The 16651-nt window shown below is 70.3% G+C and carries 11 protein-coding genes, 1 tRNA gene and 1 pseudogene; 9 read left to right on the forward strand and 4 right to left on the reverse strand.

Annotated features, from left to right (window positions below):
* Positions 1–422 precede the first annotated feature (422 nt).
* Complete coding sequence (locus ABZW18_RS21650) at positions 423–671, reverse strand: hypothetical protein (RefSeq protein ID WP_356189824.1); 249 nt, start codon at positions 669–671, stop codon at positions 423–425.
* 97 nt (positions 672–768) lie between these two features.
* A pseudogene (locus ABZW18_RS21655) lies at positions 769–1269 on the reverse strand (SDR family NAD(P)-dependent oxidoreductase); the annotation flags it as partial.
* Positions 1270–2066: 797 nt separating this feature from the next.
* Between ABZW18_RS21655 and ABZW18_RS21660 the strand changes: the two are divergent.
* Positions 2067–3428, forward strand: coding sequence for a S8 family serine peptidase (locus tag ABZW18_RS21660; protein WP_356189730.1), 1362 nt, complete (start codon positions 2067–2069; stop codon positions 3426–3428).
* A gap of 21 nt (positions 3429–3449) precedes the next feature.
* Positions 3450–3713 carry a hypothetical protein gene (locus ABZW18_RS21665; protein WP_356189732.1) on the forward strand — a complete coding sequence of 88 codons (264 nt, stop codon included), beginning with the start codon at positions 3450–3452 and terminating at the stop codon, positions 3711–3713.
* 495 nt (positions 3714–4208) lie between these two features.
* Here the strand turns inward: ABZW18_RS21665 and ABZW18_RS21670 are convergent, their stop codons facing one another.
* A complete protein-coding gene (locus tag ABZW18_RS21670; RefSeq protein ID WP_356189734.1) occupies positions 4209–5339 on the reverse strand; it encodes a PP2C family protein-serine/threonine phosphatase in 1131 nt (376 codons plus the stop codon).
* A gap of 711 nt (positions 5340–6050) precedes the next feature.
* A tRNA-Arg gene (locus ABZW18_RS21675) sits at positions 6051–6122 on the reverse strand.
* A 235-nt stretch (positions 6123–6357) separates the two neighbouring features.
* Between ABZW18_RS21675 and ABZW18_RS21680 the strand changes: the two genes are divergently transcribed.
* From ABZW18_RS21680 to rho, 7 genes are all read left to right on the forward strand, one after another.
* A complete protein-coding gene (locus ABZW18_RS21680) occupies positions 6358–6822 on the forward strand; it encodes a response regulator (RefSeq protein WP_356189736.1) in 465 nt (154 codons plus the stop codon).
* A gap of 487 nt (positions 6823–7309) precedes the next feature.
* Positions 7310–8605 (forward strand): ArgS-related anticodon-binding protein NrtL, encoded by a 1296-nt coding sequence (nrtL, locus tag ABZW18_RS21685; protein ID WP_356189737.1) that lies wholly within the window; start codon positions 7310–7312, stop codon positions 8603–8605.
* A 95-nt stretch (positions 8606–8700) separates the two neighbouring features.
* Entirely contained in the window at positions 8701–10092 is a 1392-nt protein-coding gene (gene lysA / locus ABZW18_RS21690; protein ID WP_356189739.1) for a diaminopimelate decarboxylase, read from the forward strand.
* A 355-nt stretch (positions 10093–10447) separates the two neighbouring features.
* Positions 10448–11740 carry a homoserine dehydrogenase gene (locus ABZW18_RS21695; RefSeq protein WP_356189741.1) on the forward strand — a complete coding sequence of 431 codons (1293 nt, stop codon included), beginning with the start codon at positions 10448–10450 and terminating at the stop codon, positions 11738–11740.
* A gap of 7 nt (positions 11741–11747) precedes the next feature.
* Positions 11748–12833, forward strand: a complete 1086-nt coding sequence (gene thrC, locus ABZW18_RS21700) for a threonine synthase (RefSeq protein ID WP_356189743.1) — start codon at positions 11748–11750, stop codon at positions 12831–12833.
* A 219-nt stretch (positions 12834–13052) separates the two neighbouring features.
* The gene (thrB, locus tag ABZW18_RS21705; RefSeq protein ID WP_356189745.1) at positions 13053–13967 is read left to right on the forward strand and encodes a homoserine kinase; all 915 of its coding nucleotides are present in this window, start codon (positions 13053–13055) and stop codon (positions 13965–13967) included.
* A 334-nt stretch (positions 13968–14301) separates the two neighbouring features.
* Positions 14302–16374 (forward strand): transcription termination factor Rho, encoded by a 2073-nt coding sequence (gene rho / locus ABZW18_RS21710; protein ID WP_356189747.1) that lies wholly within the window; start codon positions 14302–14304, stop codon positions 16372–16374.
* Positions 16375–16651 lie beyond the last annotated feature (277 nt).

Below are 16651 nucleotides of genomic sequence, written 5' to 3' on the forward strand. Positions count from 1 at the left end.
CGGAGGCCTACGGGCTGCTGCGCGAGTGGGGCCTGCCGACCTCACAGCACAACAATCCAGGCGGCCCTCGGGGCACTTCGGACTACGCTCGCCACTTCGCCGGACAGAACCCGCTCGTCGCCTCAGCAGTGCGCCGGGAACGGGCAGCTGACCACGCCCGCCGTTCTGCTCAGCCGATCGGCTCGCCATCGGGACCACGTCGTAGGCGAGCTGGATCGTGTCACCCGTGGCCGGGTCCCCCAGCTCCGGCCGGATCGGCGGCCTCGGCGAACGCACCGACCGGGATCGGGTACAGCGCGGTGGTCGGCTCCACGGCAGAGGTCTGGGTCAAGGTCAGCGGGTCCGGCGCACGGCCTGGACCGAACCGTACGCGTCGGCAACGGTCACCATGCGGAGACGGCTGTGCCGGCTGGGCGCTGCGGTCAGTGCTCCTGGGCTGTCGGACGCACCAGCATCTCGTTGACCGCGGCATGCGGGGGCTGAGTGATCATGAAGGTGATGGAGCGGGCGATGTCGTCGGCGCGCAGCCACGTGTTCTGCTGCAGGCCACGGGCGGCGGCGGACCCGGCGCCGGTCGCCGTCTCGGTCGTCGTCATGCCAGGCTCGACCAGTCCCACCCGGACGCCCCGTCCCGTGACCTCCTGGCGCAGGGCCTCGCTGAAAGCGCCCACGGCGCGCTTGGTCGCCGAGTAGACGCTGTTGTTCTTGCGTGTTCTTGCGCGCCACCCGGCCCGCGGCCGAGCTGACGTTCACCAGATCGGCGACTCCGCGCGGGCCGTCCGCTGCCGCGCGCAGAAGGTGCGGCAGCGCCGCCTGCGACATGTGCAGAGCGGCCTTCAAATTGAGGTCGACCGTCCGCTCCAAGTCCTCGGGGTCGCTCTCCTCGAACTTGCCCATCGCTACGTAACCGGCGTTGTTCACCAGCACGTCCAGCCGGGCGAAGCGGTCGGCGGCATCCTCGACGGCTTGACGCGCCTGCGCCACGTCACTCAGGTCTGCGGTGAGGGCGACGCACGAGCCACCCTGGTCTCGGATCACGGTGGCCAGTTCCTCCAGCCGCTCGGTGCGGCGGGCGACCAGTGCGAGAGCGGCGCCCTGCTGGGCCAGCGCGAGGGCGGCGGCCACCCCGATACCGCTGGACGCTCCGGTCACCAGCGCCGCGCACCCCGACAGCGGCAGGCCGGCTGCATCGGCGGTGTGTGTAGCCACCACCGAGTCGGCCTGGTCTGCCGCCCTGGCGTTCTCGGCGTCCGTATCCCTCCCGGTCATGCTCGCCCTCCGCGGTTGGTCCAGCTCAAACGCGGGCTGACGGTGGGCCTCGGCTGCGCCTGGCCCACCCGCCGCTGCTCGTGGACGCGGTCGGCAGGTGCCGCCCGTCTCTTGCAGCTTGCAGCACGGAGTCCGGGACCGCCTCTCCACATGCTTCGCTGAGCGTCGTAGGTCGCGATGAACCGGCTTGAGCCACGTACGAGGCTCCGGCTGGTTCCCGGAGACGTCGTCGCTCCGGGGGATCCATTGGGATTACATCTCCCGCTGGCCCTCGCTGAAGTTGGGCGGGCGCAGGGCGTCAAGACCTGGTGGAGGGTGGGGACTTGTCAGGACCGCAGTGGTCAACAGCAAGGGTCGGGCACGTACGCAGAAGCTGGTGGCTCCCGGCACGCTTCGGACCCAGCCGCCGACTCGGAATTCGTCATTCACCGTGAAGGGCCTGACCTCGGCCGGATCCTCGATGAGTTGGCCATAATGCGCGCCGCCCCGGCCAGGGCGGCCGCTGCCGGTGACACCGGCCGCCGGTGTCGGTCGACTCCTCCATCGTCCGTGCCCACCGGCACGCCGCCGTGCCCCGGAAGGGGGCGCCGGGCACTCGGCCGTATGGCCGTCTGGAGATGCCCGGCTTCGCACAGTCGGAAAGCATGTGGTGGGCGGTCGGCGATGTGCCCCACCTGGTCTCGTACGGCGCGTCGGCTTGGGCTGCCTTCCCCTTTTCACCATCCCGCCGCGCCCATGGGGTCTGCGGCTCCAATCGCGCGACCAGGGCTGCGGTTGGTCTCACAGAGGAGAAGTGCATGCGTGTCCTAATCCAGATGCGGCCGGAACGCGACGCGGTAGCTGCCGTCATTGACCCGAATGTCCGGATGACGGCTGAAGAAGTCGCGGGCCCGGTGCCTGGCGTCGAGCTCGACCCCTCCTACGCCCCCGTGGCGGCGCCCAAGCCGCGTCCGGCCGCCGAGGGCGGGGATCCACTCTCGCTCGAGCAGCCACTCACCTTCTCCATGACTCCCCAGGACGCCAGCGTCCTGGTTCGTGGAACGATCCACGACTACGACTCGGCAAGCCGGCTGGCGATGCTCGCCGTCACCCGTCCGGACATCATCAGCGTCTCCGCCGACCCGGTCATCAGCGCCATGCCCACCTGCGGCGGCGACCCCCCGGTAGGCGACTGGAAGGATGTCGAGCACTTCCTCGCCGAACTCAGGGCAGAGGGCCTGGAAGGCGCGAACGTCCCGGTGGCCGTCCTGGACACGGGCATCAACGCCCAGCACCTGAAGAAGGAACTGAACGGCCGTACGGTCAACATTGACGCGGCACGGAGCTGGAACCCCCCGGGAGTGGTCGGCCAACCCGGCCAGTTCGAGGTCGGCCACGGCACGATGTGTGCCTTCGACGCCCTCATCGCCGCACCCAAGGCCACCCTGCTCGACCTGCCGGTGCTGCTCTCGGAGCACCAAGGCTCGACCTTGATGAACGGCCTGCTGTCGGACGCTGTCGCCGCCTACTCCCACCTGTGGGGCCTGTTGGATGCCATGGACCAGGACCGCAGGGCTCTGGTCGTCAGCAACAGCTGGGGCTCCTTCTCCCCCCAGTGGGACTTTCCCCCTGGCCACCCGGGCAACTACTCGGACAACCCCGCGCACCCCTTCAACTTGATGGTCACGGCCCTGGAGAGCGCCGGAGCGGATGTCCTGTTCGCCGCCGGCAACTGCGGCCGCGACTGTCAGGACGGCCGCTGCGAGTTCCCCGACCGGCCGATCGTCGGCGCCAACTCGCACCCGCGCGTGCTGTCCATCGGCGGAGTCGACACCCGCCGCGACCGTGTCGGCTACTCGTCCCAGGGACCCGGCCGACTCAGCCGCCGCAAGCCCGACATCTGTGCCTACACCCACTTCGAAGGCTCCCATGCCTTCGGCCCCGGCGAGCCGGACTCCGGCACCTCGGCGGCCTGCCCGGTCGCCGCCGGCGTGGTCGCGGCCATCCGCAGCGAGTGGCCCTTCGGCTCCCTCCCGCCGAGCCAGATGCGCACCCTCCTGCGGCGTACGGCCGACGACCGAGGCGCCGCCGGATTCGACAACAACTACGGCTACGGCATCATCAGCGCACCCGCCATCATGGACGCGCTGCGCCGCCGCAAGAAGAACGGGTTCCGGTAAGCGACAACGCCGAGGAGATCCATGGCCCCCGACACCCCCAGCGTCCTCATCACCACGCAGCTCCCGTCGGGGGCCACGCTCGACGACGCCATCCGACACCTCGGGCTCACCCCGGACGAGGTCGATACCGACTACGGCCTGATCGACCTGCACAACGGCAGCTACGCTCTGCTCGTCACCCAGGCGGCAGCCGAACGCATCCAGGGCACTCCTGGCATCAAGGGCCCTTTCGCCAACCCCAAGATCGAACCTTTCGGCCCCGTACAGCGCCCGGACGAGGAGTAGGTCCGCGGACCTGGTCGGCCCGTTCGGGAAGGGTGTGGCTGATGGCCCGGCATCCTGCGGGGCAGCAACGGTGCTGCCGAGCGCGTCTGCCGGACGGTGCTGGAGCGCGCGTTCACGGAGGCGGCGTGGATGCGGCTGCACCGTGTGGGGTGCCCGGAGGACGAGGGAGAAGGCTGTCCACGGCGCCACCAGGACGATGGAGAAGGCTGTCCACGGCGCCACCAGGACGATGGAGATGGCTGTCCACGGCGCCACCAGGACGATGGAGATCGCTGCCCGGGGACTGTTCGGCGACGCGTCCAGGACGACGCGTGAGGCGAACCGGGAGCCGAGCCGCGCGCAGCCAGTCCGCGCAGCTCAGCGGTGGCGCGTCGGCGCATGTCCGCGGCGGCTCTCGAGGCACTGCCCGCGCACGTGGATCGGCTCAACGTCCCTGACCGACGGGGAGCCGGAGTCGCTGGATGAGGCGGCAGCTGCGCCGGCTTGTCTGCCGACTCATTCGTCGAGCCGGTCAACGAGGAGCATCGCGACATCGTCCGCCAGGAAGCCCTGGGTGTGTTGGATCAAACCCTGGTGCAGTTGTTCCAGGAACTCCTGCGGGGTGCGGGCAAGCACCGCTTCCATGGCCTCGGGCAGGGCGAAGAAGCCGTTGTCACGATTACGGGCTTCGACCACGCCGTCGGTGTACAGCAGCAGACGGTCGCCGGGTGCGAACGGATAGCTCTCCGCCTTGCCAGGAGGGCCGGTGATGAAGTCTTCCAAGCCGATGGGCGGCAAGGGGAAGGCGGGCATCAGGGTCTGAACCTTGCCCTGGCGCAGCACCAGTGGAGGCTGATGGCCACGGTTGACCACCTCGACCACGGGTCTGTCCGGCACCTGGGCCACGAGCGCGGTGACGAAGCCCTCCGACAGAGATTCCTCATCGACCGCACCCGACGCGGGGTACTCCCGTTGCAGCGCAGCCGCGCAGTGGTCTATTACCTCCACCAGTTCATCCTCATAGTGCGCGGCCTCCCGGAACGCGCCCAGCACAGCTGCGGCCGCGCGCACAGCAGGCAGCCCCTTGCCCCGAACGTCCCCCACGATCATCCGGACCCCGTAGCGGGTCTCCACAGCCTCGTACAGATCACCGCCGATCTGCGCCCCCGTCTCAGCCGAGAAGTAGTGGCCGGCCGCCCGCACCGGGCCCAGCCGGGCGGGTACAGGCCGCAGTATGACCTCTTGTGCCGCCACGGCGATCCGGCGGACCTGGTTGAGCTCGTTCTGCCTGCGGGTACGTACGGCGCTACTCGTCGTGACACTGGCCACCGACACCACGAGAAGAGCTAGAAAGTTGGTGTAGACCTGCTGGCTGCCCCATGCCTGGTTGTAGGTGGCGGTGGTCACGCTGACGGTCAGAGCCAAAGCCGCTGCCGAGATGGTGCCCTTGGGGCCCATCGTGACCGCGGCCAGCGCCGGAGTCGCGGTGAGGAGGGGGCCGGTATACAGAAAGTGTGCAGCCGAGAGCTCGATGCCCACCACGAGCAGTGCGATCGCGAAGGGCACACACTGCCCGAGCGTGAAGAGAATGGCCCGGCTCTGACCGCCCGCTCCTGGTCGAGGAGATGAGCGGAAGATCGTCCGCATGAGTACAAGCCTGCCTCGTCGAAGCTCGCTGTACCACTCATCACCCTTCCCCCGGGCCTGGTGAGCTTTGAAGGCGGACCATGGCGGCTCAATCCGCCGATGATCAGCGCGTAGGCAATAGAGGGCCCTCCCGTGAAGTCACTCAAATGCCGGACGGACCTCAATTCGGGCGGGCGTCTGTTGGCGCTCGCTGCGGTCGCGCGGGCGCTTCGCGATCGGGTACCAGTTCCGATCGGCGTTCAGCACTTTCGCGGGCCGGGCGCGCCTCGCGTCACCCACTGGACATCGCCGCCCTTGCGCTCGCGGGGGCGAGTTGAGGCCGGCCAAAACCGCCTTGCAAGTAACCGAGACCTAATGCAGGGAACTTGGGTGCAGGTCGAGGCGCTGATCGGGCTGCACCGCTCGCCGCCCCGCGGTATCGCGCCCGCCCCGCGCCGGGGGCGACGACTCAGTCCCTGCCGCGGAAGAGCCGTCCCGAGCCGAACGGCGCCGTACCTCGCACGGCGGGGGCTGGACGGCTGCCGACGCGCGAGCGCAGCGAGCCTCAATCGGTCGCCCGCCGAAGGGGCGGGGCGACTCCAAGGCGTGTCGCAGATGTGTCGCGAACAGTGAGAGACAACGAGAGAGCGGGAGTCAGTGAGACTGACTTCCGCTCTCTTGTGTCGACATCTGCCCAGCTCAGCGTTTGGTTCTTGCTGGCTGTTCGGCGAGTGCCCCCGGCAGGATTCGAACCTGCGCACACGGCTCCGGAGGCCGTTGCTCTATCCCCTGAGCTACGGGGGCGACACGTCGCGTTCTCGGCGACGGGTAGAACCCTACCAGCTTCCGTGGGGTGTCCATCAACGAGGTTTGCAGGTGACAGTACTGCGGAGTGGAGGGCTCGTACGCCCCGACATCGCGCGTTCCGCGGGACGTATCCGGTGCCGGTTGTGCCGATGTTGTGCCGAGCCTCCCCCGCAGGTGGCGGAAGTGGGCAAAACCCGGACGCAGCCGGAGTCGTCGACCTACTCTCGGCTTTGTGCCTGGCTCGTCCGGCCGGGTCCTTGTTGTTGATGACAACAAGGTCATCCGGCAGCTGATCAGGGTCAATCTCGAGCTTGAGGGGTTCGAGGTCGTGACCGCGGCCGATGGTGCCGAATGCCTGGACATCGTGGACAGTGTGCGGCCCGACGTGATCACCCTCGACGTCGTCATGCCCCGGCTCGACGGCATGCACACGGCCGCCCGGCTGAACGCCGATCCCCGCACCCGCCACATCCCCATCGCGATGGTCAGCGCGTGCACCCAACTTGAGGTGGACAACGGCATTTCCGCCGGCGTGGACGCGTTTCTGGCGAAGCCCTTCGAGCCGGTCGAGCTCGTACGGCTCATCCGGCGGCTGTCCGGGCGGGAGGGCCCCGCCTCCTCCTTCGGGCCCGGCCCCCGCCTGACCGGGCCGGGCGCCTCCGGCGGCGCGGAGCCCGCCGCCCACCCGGCGGGATGAGTCGTGCGGGCGGAGTCGCCGTGCGCCGCTGCGCGGGGTGAGTGGTGCGGAGCCCGCCGGGCACGTCGCTGGATCCGCTGACGCATCCCCGCCGTATGGGCCGCTGCCCCCCCGCATCCCCTTCGTATGGGCCGCGCTGCCCCCGCATCCCCGCCGTATGGGCCGCCGCCCCGTCGTATGGGCCGCTGCCCCCGAGATGTCGTGACTCCACAGTGAGCGCTATTCACTGCGCGGTGTCAGCCGCCGAGCACCCCGGCCGGAAGAGCTGAGGTGCACTGGCAGAACGATGAGCTGCTGCCCCGGACTCCGTACGAGGTGAGCCGCCACTCCGCTCGGAGACGGCCCGAACTCCGCTCGGAGACGGCCCGAACTCCGCAGGGTGAGCGCCACGTACTGCGCGGGGTGAACCCTCATGTGCCTCGTCGGCGCGGTCGTCGGGGACAAACCGGTTCGCGGACCCACCCCCCTCCTCCCATACGCTTGTCCCGTGACCCCCGCCGAGCTCTCCCGCACCGTGCTCAGCACCGTGCGTCGTGCCGTCGAGGCCGGTGAGCTGCGTACACCGGTGCCGACGCGAGCCGTCGTGCAGCGTCCGCCCCGGCCCGGGTGCGGGGATTACGCCACCAACATCGCGCTGCAGCTGGCCCGGCCCGCAGGCCGGGCCCCGCGTCAGGTAGCCGAGATTCTGCGCTCCCTGCTCGCCGACGCCCCGGGGATCGCCCGTGTCGATATCGCCGAGCCCGGCTTCCTGAACATCACCCTGGACGGCCCCGCGCACACCGGGCTCGTACGGTCGGTGATCAGCCGGGGCATCGCCTACGGGTACGGGGACTCGCTCGCCGGGCAGGTCATCGAGCTGGCCTTCCCCCACGAGACCCGCGCCGCCGTCACCGCCGACACACTCGCCCGCATCCTCTGCACCCAGAGCGCAGAAGCCGTCACCGTCCGGTGCGAGCGCCCGCCCGATCCCCACTGGGCCGAGTTGGGCGTCACCGGCGATGCTTACGAGCCCACACCCGCCTCCGTACGGGCTGTGCCGGGCGGGCAGTACGACTCCGCCTCCGTACGGGCTGTGCCGGGCGGGCAGTACGACTCCGCCTCCGTACGGGCTGTGCCGGGCGGGCAGTACGACCCCGCCCCCGCACAAGCTGTGCGGGGCGGGCAGCATGGCCCCGCCCCCGTACGGGCCGTGGAGCGCGTGCGGCCCGTGCCCGTCAAGGCCTCCGCCGCCGAGCTCCTGCGCACCCTCGGGCCCGACGCCGCCCGTTGGGCCCTCCTCCGGCCCGCCGCTCACGATCACTCCCGCACCGGCCCGCACGACCTCCTCGCCCAGCGCGAGTCCAACCCCCTCTTCCGTATCCAGTACGCCCATGCCCGCGTCGCCGCGCTTCTCCGCAACGCGGCCGACCTGGGCGTCACCCCCGCCCCGGCCCCGGCCACGACCGCGGCCCAGAGCGAGCCAGGTGATCCCGGCGATCCCGGCGATCCCGGCGATCCCGGTCACCTCACTGCCTCGTCGGACGAACTCCTCGCCACCCTCGCCGAGTACCCCGCCGTCCTCGCCTCCGCCGCCCGGCTCCGCGCCCCCGACCGGGTCGCCCGCCACCTCGAAGCGACGGCCGACGCCTTCTTCCGCTTCCACGACTCCTGCCCCGTACTGCCGCGTGGCGACGAGAAACCCGAGGCCGCCCACCGGTCCCGCGCCGCCCTCGCCCAGGCGGCCGGAACGGTGCTTGCAAGCGGCCTGAACCTGCTCGGCATCACCGCACCCGCACATCTCTGACGCACCACCCGCACCACACCACATGCCAACGCATCAAGCACCACGCACGAAGAGCACCACGCACTGACGCACACCTCTGAGGAGATCAGAGCCCCATGAGCCGTTCCGCCCACCCCGCCGGGCCCCGCCACGCCGACGTCTACCCCGAGGGCCACTACACGGCCCCGCCCGCCGACCTCAACGAGCTGGACCCCCGCGTCTGGTCGCGTACGGTTACCCGCGATGCCGACGGCGTCGCCACGGTCGGCGGCCTCGACGTCAAGCAGCTCGCCGAGGAGTTCGGCACCCCCGCCTACTTTCTCGACGAGGACGACTTCCGCACCCGCTGCCGGGCCTGGCGGGACGCCTTCGGCACTGGCGCCGACGTCTTCTACGCGGGCAAGGCGTTCCTCTCCCGCGCCGTCGTGCGCTGGCTCCACGAGGAGAACCTCAACCTCGACGTCTGCTCCGGCGGCGAGCTGACCACCGCCCTCGCGGCCGGTATGCCCGCCGAGCGCATCGCGCTGCACGGCAACAACAAGTCCACCGAGGAGATCGAGCGCGCCATCGGCGAAGGCGTGGGCCGGATCGTGCTCGACTCCTTCCAGGAGATCGTGCGCGTCGCCCATATCGCCGAGCGGCTCGGCAAGCGGCAGCGCGTGCAGATCCGGATCACCGTCGGCGTCGAGGCGCACACCCACGAGTTCATCGCCACCGCCCACGAGGACCAGAAGTTCGGCATCCCGCTCGCGGGCGGTCAGGCCGCCGAGGCCGTACGCCGCGTCCTGGGGCTCGAACACCTCGAACTCGTCGGCATCCACTCCCACATCGGCTCGCAGATCTTCGACACCTCCGGCTTCGAGGTCGCGGCCCACCGGGTCGTCGGGCTGCTGAAGCAGGTCCGCGACGAGCACGGCGCCGAGCTGCCCGAGATCGACCTCGGCGGCGGTCTCGGTATCGCGTACACCTCCGAGGACGACCCCCGCGAACCCCACGAAATCGCGAAGTCCCTGAGCGAGATCGTCACCCGTGAGTGCGAGTCCGCCGGGCTCTCCGTGCCGCGGATCTCCGTGGAGCCGGGACGCGCGATCGTCGGCCCCACCGCGTTCACCCTTTATGAGGTCGGTACGGTCAAGCCGCTGCAGGGGCTGCGCACCTATGTGAGTGTGGACGGCGGTATGTCCGACAACATCCGTACCGCCCTGTACGACGCCGAGTACAGCGTCGCCCTCGTCTCACGCACCTCCACCGCCGAGCCGATGCTCTCCCGCGTCGTCGGCAAGCACTGCGAGTCCGGCGACATCGTTGTACGGGACGCCTTCCTCCCTGCCGACCTGGCGCAGGGGGATCTCATCGCGGTGCCCGCCACCGGTGCGTACTGCCGTTCCATGGCGAGCAATTACAACCACGCGCTCCGCCCGCCCGTCGTCGCCGTGAAGGACGGACAGGCCCGTGTGATCGTCCGGCGCGAGACAGAGGAAGACCTTCTCCGGCTCGACATCGGATAAGCGTCGGACAACCCGAGGCCTCCGTCGAGGGCCGTCGACGGCCGCCGATCGGAGCCTGCTCGACGCCGATCGGCATTGGTCGGCGCTGATCGAGGTTTCATCAGGGCATGGTCGGGACGTGACCACGACCTGATCATTTCCTGGTCGGGTCCTGGGTCGGGTCCCAGCCGGGCCTGGTCAGGCCTGATCGGGCCCCGACGGGGGTCTGACCGGGCCGATGAGGTCCGGCACCATGGACTCCATGGACTTGGTCTTCATAGTGAGAAGTGCATCTCGAATTCTGGACCGGGGATAGAAAGACCGGTCCGGTGAGTGAGACTGGTGCAACACCGCGATGTATGGGAAACGAGGTCGGATGATGCGTACGCGTCCGCTGAAAGTGGCGCTGCTGGGCTGTGGAGTGGTCGGCTCAGAGGTGGCGCGCATCATGACGACGCACGCGGACGATCTCGCGGCCCGTATCGGCGCCCCCGTCGAGCTGGCCGGAATCGCCGTGCGCCGACCCGGCCGGGTCCGGGAGGGCGTGCCCTCCGAGCTGATCACCACCGACGCCATGGCGCTGGTCAAGCGCGGCGACATCGACGTGGTCATCGAGGTCATCGGCGGCATCGATCCCGCCCGCCCCCTCATCACCACCGCCTTCGAGCACGGCGCGAGCGTCGTCAGCGCCAACAAGGCGCTGCTCGCCGAGGACGGTGCGGCTCTGCACGCGGCGGCCGAGCAGCGCGGCGTGGACCTGTACTACGAGGCCGCCGTCGCCGGCGCCATCCCGCTGGTGCGGCCGCTGCGCGAATCACTCGCGGGCGACAAGGTCAACCGCGTCCTCGGCATCGTCAACGGCACGACGAACTTCATCCTCGACCGGATGGACAGCAGCGGCGCCGGCTACAGCGAAGCGTTGGACGAGGCCACCGCGCTGGGATACGCCGAGGCCGACCCGACCGCGGACGTCGAGGGCTTCGACGCGGCCGCCAAGGCCGCCATCCTCGCCGGGATCGCCTTCCACACCCGTGTCACCATCGAGGATGTGCACCGGGAAGGCCTCACCGAGGTGACCGCGGCCGACATCGCTTCCGCGAAGCGGATGGGCTGCACCGTGAAGCTGCTCGCCATCTGTGAGCGGGCGGCCGACGGGCGCTCCGTCACGGCCCGCGTGCACCCGGCGATGATTCCGCTCAGCCACCCGCTCGCCTCCGTCCGCGAGGCGTACAACGCGGTCTTCATCGAGGCCGACGCGGCCGGCCAGCTCATGTTCTACGGCCCGGGCGCGGGCGGCGCGCCCACCGCTTCCGCGGTCCTCGGCGACCTCGTCGCCGTCTGCCGCAACAAGGTCAACGAGGCGACCGGCCCCGGTGAGTCCGCGTACACGCGGCTGCCCGTGAGTCATATGGGCGAGGTCGTGACGCGCTACCACATCAGCCTCGACGTCGCCGACAAACCGGGCGTCCTGGCCCAGGTCGCGAACGTCTTCTCCGAGCACCACGTGTCCATCGACACGGTCCGTCAGCAGGGTAAGGACGGTGAGGCCTCGCTCGTGGTCGTCACCCACCGGGCGCCCGACGCCGCTCTCTCTGCGACGGTCGAGGCGCTGCGCCGGCTGGATACCGTCCGCGGCGTCGCGAGCATCATGCGGGTTGAAGGGGAGTAAGGAAACCATGTCTGCAATCGTCGACCGGCCCACCGGCACTCATCAGTGGCGGGGCATCATCGAGGAGTACCGCGACCGGCTTCCGGTGACGGCGGATACCCCGGTCGTCACCCTCCGCGAAGGCGGTACGCCGCTGGTGCCCGCGCAGGTGCTCTCCGAGCACACCGGCTGCGAGGTCCACCTCAAGGTCGAGGGCGCCAACCCCACCGGGTCCTTCAAGGACCGCGGCATGACCATGGCCATCACCCGGGCCAAGGAGGAGGGGGCGAAGGCCGTCATCTGCGCCTCCACCGGCAACACCTCGGCCTCGGCCGCGGCCTATGCCGTACGGGCCGGGATGGTCTGCGCCGTGCTGGTGCCGGAGGGAAAGATCGCGCTCGGGAAGATGGGCCAGGCCCTGGTACACGGTGCGCGCATCCTCCAGGTCGAGGGCAACTTCGACGACTGCCTCACGCTCGCCCGCGGACTCTCCGACAATTACCCGGTCTCGCTGGTCAACTCGGTCAACCCGGCCCGTATCGAGGGCCAGAAGACCGCCGCCTTCGAGATCGTCGACGCGCTGGGCGACGCCCCGGACCTGCATGTGCTCCCGGTCGGCAACGCGGGCAACATCACCGCGTACTGGCGGGGCTACAGCGAGTACGCGGCCGACGGCATCGCCTCCCGCCGCCCCCGGATGTGGGGCTTCCAGGCCTCGGGCGCGGCGCCGATCGTGCGCGGCGAGCCGGTCAAGGACCCGCACACCATCGCCACCGCGATCCGGATCGGCAACCCCGCCTCCTGGCACTTCGCCGAGCAGGCCCGCGATGAATCGGGCGGCATGATCGACGAGGTGACCGACCGTCAGATCCTGGCGGCGTACCGGCTCCTCGCCTCGCAGGAGGGTGTCTTCGTCGAGCCGGCCTCGGCCGCGAGCGTCGCGGGTCTGCTGAAGGCCGCCGAACAGGGCAAGGTCGACCGCGGCCAGCGGATCGTCTGCACGGTCACCGGCAATGGCCTGAAGGATCCGGACTGGGCGGTGGCGGGAGCGCCGCAGCATGTCACCGTCCCGGTGGACGCGGACGCGGCCGCCGAGCGGCTGGGTCTGGCCTGATCCGGGCGGTCCAAACGGGAGATACGCCGCAGGGGAGCACAGGTCGGTGTCCGACACGCATCGTGCGCCTCCCGTGCGCCCTATGTCGCGACAGAACCTTCCTTCGATAGGCTGGCAATCGAACCCCGCCCCGCCGCAGCTTTTCCGCCACTGATGCGCGGTCTGCCGCCGGGCCCAGGGGAGAGTTCCACGTTCCAGACCAAGGAGAGTCATCGAGGGATGGCCGGTCCAGCATTCCGCGCAGCCGCCGTACGGGTGCGCACCCCCGCCACCAGTGCCAATCTCGGCCCGGGCTTCGACGCCTTCGGCCTGGGCCTGGGGCTGTACGACGATGTCGTCCTCCGGGTCGCCGACGCCGGTCTGCACATCGACATCGCCGGCGAGGGCGCCGAGACCCTGCCGCGGGACGAGAGTCATCTGCTCGTACGGTCCCTCCGGACGGCGTTCGATCTGCTCGGAGGCCAGCCGCGGGGTCTCGAGCTGGTCTGCGCCAATCGTATTCCGCACGGCCGCGGCCTCGGCTCGTCCTCGGCGGCCATCTGCGCGGGCATCGTCGCCGCCCGCGCCGTGACCATAGGCGGGGCCGAGAAGCTCGGCGACACGGCGCTGCTCGAGCTGGCCACCGAGATCGAGGGTCACCCGGACAACGTCGCCGCGTGCCTGCTCGGGGGGTTCACCCTGGCCTGGACCGATGCGGGGGCGGCCCGGGCGATCAGGATGGAGCCCGCAGAGTCCATCGTTCCGGTGGTCTTCGTGCCCGCCAGTCCGGTGCTCACCGAGACGGCCCGCGGGCTGCTGCCGCGGACGGTCCCGCATGTCGACGCCGCGGCCAACGCGGGGCGCGCCGCGCTGCTGGTCGAAGCGCTGACCAGACGTCCGGAGTTGCTGCTCGCGGCGACCGAGGACCGGCTGCACCAGGAATACCGTGCTCCGGCCATGCCCGAGAGCATCGCGCTGGTCAACCGGCTGCGCGCGGATGGCGTCCCCGCGGTCATCTCCGGTGCGGGGCCGACGGTTCTCGCGCTGGCCGAGGACAGCGCGGCCGACAAGGTCGCGCAGCTGGCGGGCGAGGGGTGGGCGGCGAACCGCCTGGCCCTGGATGGAGCGGGCGCGAGCGTCCTGCCCCTGGCATGACACACGATTGCCGGTCTTGGAGAGGGGGAATGTTTGTTGGATCCGGTAGTGTTAACCTCAAGTCTGCACCCGGCACCTCAACGGTGCGGTGCTCTGTGTCCCCCTTCGGGGCCACCCCTCTTCCGGGAGCCTCCCAAACTGCCTGAGCAGCCTGCCTGAGCAGATTTCGGCACGCTCCGGAGTCGGCGCGACGCGCCGGAATCATCAATGTTCTCTCCGCCGTACCGGCGGACCACCGCCCCGGCCCGATCCACAGACCTAGGACCGTAAGCCGGACAGCACAACCGGTCGCCGAGCCAGACAGGCCGACGCCCGCTCCAGGGAAGGACCCTTCGTGAGCGACACCACCGATCTGATGGGCGTGAACGCCGACAACACGGTCGGCTCTGCCTCCGCGCCCGCCACGGACGCTCCTGCCGCGCCTGCCACCGGTGCTACCACTGCCGCCCCTCGTCGCCGCCGCTCCGGCACCGGCCTCGACGGCATGGTCCTGGCAGAGCTGCAGCAGGTCGCCTCCGGCCTCGGTATCAAGGGCACTGCGCGGATGCGCAAGAGCCAGCTGATCGAGGTCATCAAGGAGAAGCAGACGGGTGGCTCGGCCCCCGCCAAGTCCGCCGACGCCTCCGCCGCCTCCGGTGGGGGAGACTCCGCGGCCGCAGAGGCCGAGACCAAGCCGAAGCGCCGTGCCACCTCCAAGGCCCGTACGGGTGACGCCGGATCGGGCGCCGAGGCGCCGGCCGAGAAGGCCACCGCCCAGCAGCAGATCGAGATTCCCGGTCAGCCGGCCAGCGACGAGCAGCCTGCCGGTGAGCGCCGCCGACGGCGCGCCACCGCGCAGGCGGGCAGCCCCGAGACCATCGAGGCGGGTGACACCAAGCTCGATACCCGTGTCGAGACCCGGGCCGAAGGCAGGGCCGATGCCAAGGCCGACGCCAAGGCGGAGGCCGCAACGGACACCGCCGAGGGCCGGACCAAGGGCGGGGACCGCCAGGACCGCGGCCAGGGCCAGGGCCAGAAGGGCGACCGCCGTGAGCGTGGTGGCGGCCAGCGCGACCGCCGCGGCAAGGGCGGCGACGGCGACGGCGGCGGCCAGGGCGGCGGCAACCGTCAGCAGCGGGACGGCCGAGGCCAGGGCGGCCAGGGTGGCGGCCAGCAGGACGACGACGACTTCGAGGGCGGTCGGCGCGGCCGCCGGGGCCGCTACCGCGACCGCCGCGGACGCCGCGGCCGCGAGGAGTTCGGCAACGAGCCTCAGGTCTCCGAGGACGACGTCCTGATCCCGGTCGCGGGCATCCTCGACATCCTCGACAACTACGCGTTCATCCGGACGTCCGGCTACCTCCCGGGCCCGAACGACGTGTACGTCTCCCTCGCCCAGGTCCGTAAGAACGGCCTGCGCAAGGGCGACCACGTCACCGGCGCGGTCCGCCAGCCGAAGGAAGGCGAGCGGCGCGAGAAGTTCAACGCCCTCGTCCGCCTCGATTCGGTGAACGGCATGGCGCCCGAAACCGGCCGCGGGCGCCCGGAGTTCAACAAGCTGACCCCGCTGTACCCGCAGGACCGGCTGCGCCTGGAGAACGAGCCCGGCGCGCTGACGCCGCGGATCATCGACCTGGTCGCACCGATCGGCAAGGGCCAGCGTGGTCTGATCGTGTCCCCGCCGAAGGCGGGCAAGACCATGATCATGCAGTCGATCGCCAACGCGATCACGCACAACAACCCCGAGTGCCACCTGATGGTCGTCCTGGTCGACGAGCGTCCGGAAGAGGTCACCGACATGCAGCGGTCGGTCAAGGGCGAGGTCATCTCCTCGACCTTCGACCGCCCCGCCGAGGACCACACCACCGTCGCCGAGCTCGCCATCGAGCGGGCCAAGCGCCTGGTGGAGCTGGGCCACGACGTGGTCGTGCTGCTGGACTCCATCACCCGCCTGGGCCGCGCGTACAACCTCGCGGCGCCCGCCTCCGGCCGCATCCTGTCCGGTGGTGTCGACTCGACCGCGCTCTACCCGCCGAAGCGCTTCTTCGGTGCGGCGCGGAACATCGAGGACGGCGGCTCACTGACCATCCTGGCCACCGCGCTGGTCGAGACCGGCTCGCGGATGGACGAGGTGATCTTCGAGGAGTTCAAGGGCACCGGCAACATGGAGCTCAAGCTCGACCGGAAGCTCGCCGACAAGCGCATCTTCCCGGCGGTGGACGTGGACGCGTCCGGTACCCGTAAGGAAGAGATCCTGCTCGGCAGCGACGAGCTGGCCGTCACCTGGAAGCTCCGCCGCGTGCTGCACGCGCTGGACTCCCAGCAGGCCATCGAACTGCTGCTGGACAAGATGAAGCAGACCAAGAGCAACGGCGAGTTCCTGCTGCAGATCCAGAAGACGACGCCGACCCCCGGGAACGGCGACTGATTCCGGGTCCGTACCGGCCGTACCACCAGGGCCTCCCCGTCACCACGGTGACGGGGAGGTTCTGCGTTGTGCCGCCCGTCCGCCCGTCCGCCCGTGCGTACAGGCCCGGATCAGCACGGGCAGCGGTTCTACGGCCGCCAACTGCCCGGGCGGTCACGGCGACTTCAGGTGACGGCGGCGTCTGCCGCGCCTCCGTACGCGCTGGGGCATGATGTGGCCTCGCCCATGCGACGGCAAGGGCCTCCGCCGAGACCTTCGACACACCCGTGAAGATCGG

It is taken from the genome of Streptomyces sp. NPDC004647 (genome assembly GCF_040609575.1).
Classification (GTDB): domain Bacteria; phylum Actinomycetota; class Actinomycetes; order Streptomycetales; family Streptomycetaceae; genus Streptomyces.

Bases quoted from the DNA above. Each gene is read 5' to 3' on its own strand.
- ABZW18_RS21660 (WP_356189730.1), top strand. From the start codon at position 2,067: ATGCGTGTCCTAATCCAGATGCGGCCGGAACGCGACGCGGTAGCTGCC.
- ABZW18_RS21665 (WP_356189732.1), top strand. From the start codon at position 3,450: ATGGCCCCCGACACCCCCAGCGTCCTCATCACCACGCAGCTCCCGTCG.
- ABZW18_RS21670 (WP_356189734.1), bottom strand. From the start codon at position 5,339: ATGCGGACGATCTTCCGCTCATCTCCTCGACCAGGAGCGGGCGGTCAG.
- lysA (WP_356189739.1), top strand. From the start codon at position 8,701: ATGAGCCGTTCCGCCCACCCCGCCGGGCCCCGCCACGCCGACGTCTAC.
- ABZW18_RS21695 (WP_356189741.1), top strand. From the start codon at position 10,448: ATGATGCGTACGCGTCCGCTGAAAGTGGCGCTGCTGGGCTGTGGAGTG.
- thrC (WP_356189743.1), top strand. From the start codon at position 11,748: ATGTCTGCAATCGTCGACCGGCCCACCGGCACTCATCAGTGGCGGGGC.
- thrB (WP_356189745.1), top strand. From the start codon at position 13,053: ATGGCCGGTCCAGCATTCCGCGCAGCCGCCGTACGGGTGCGCACCCCC.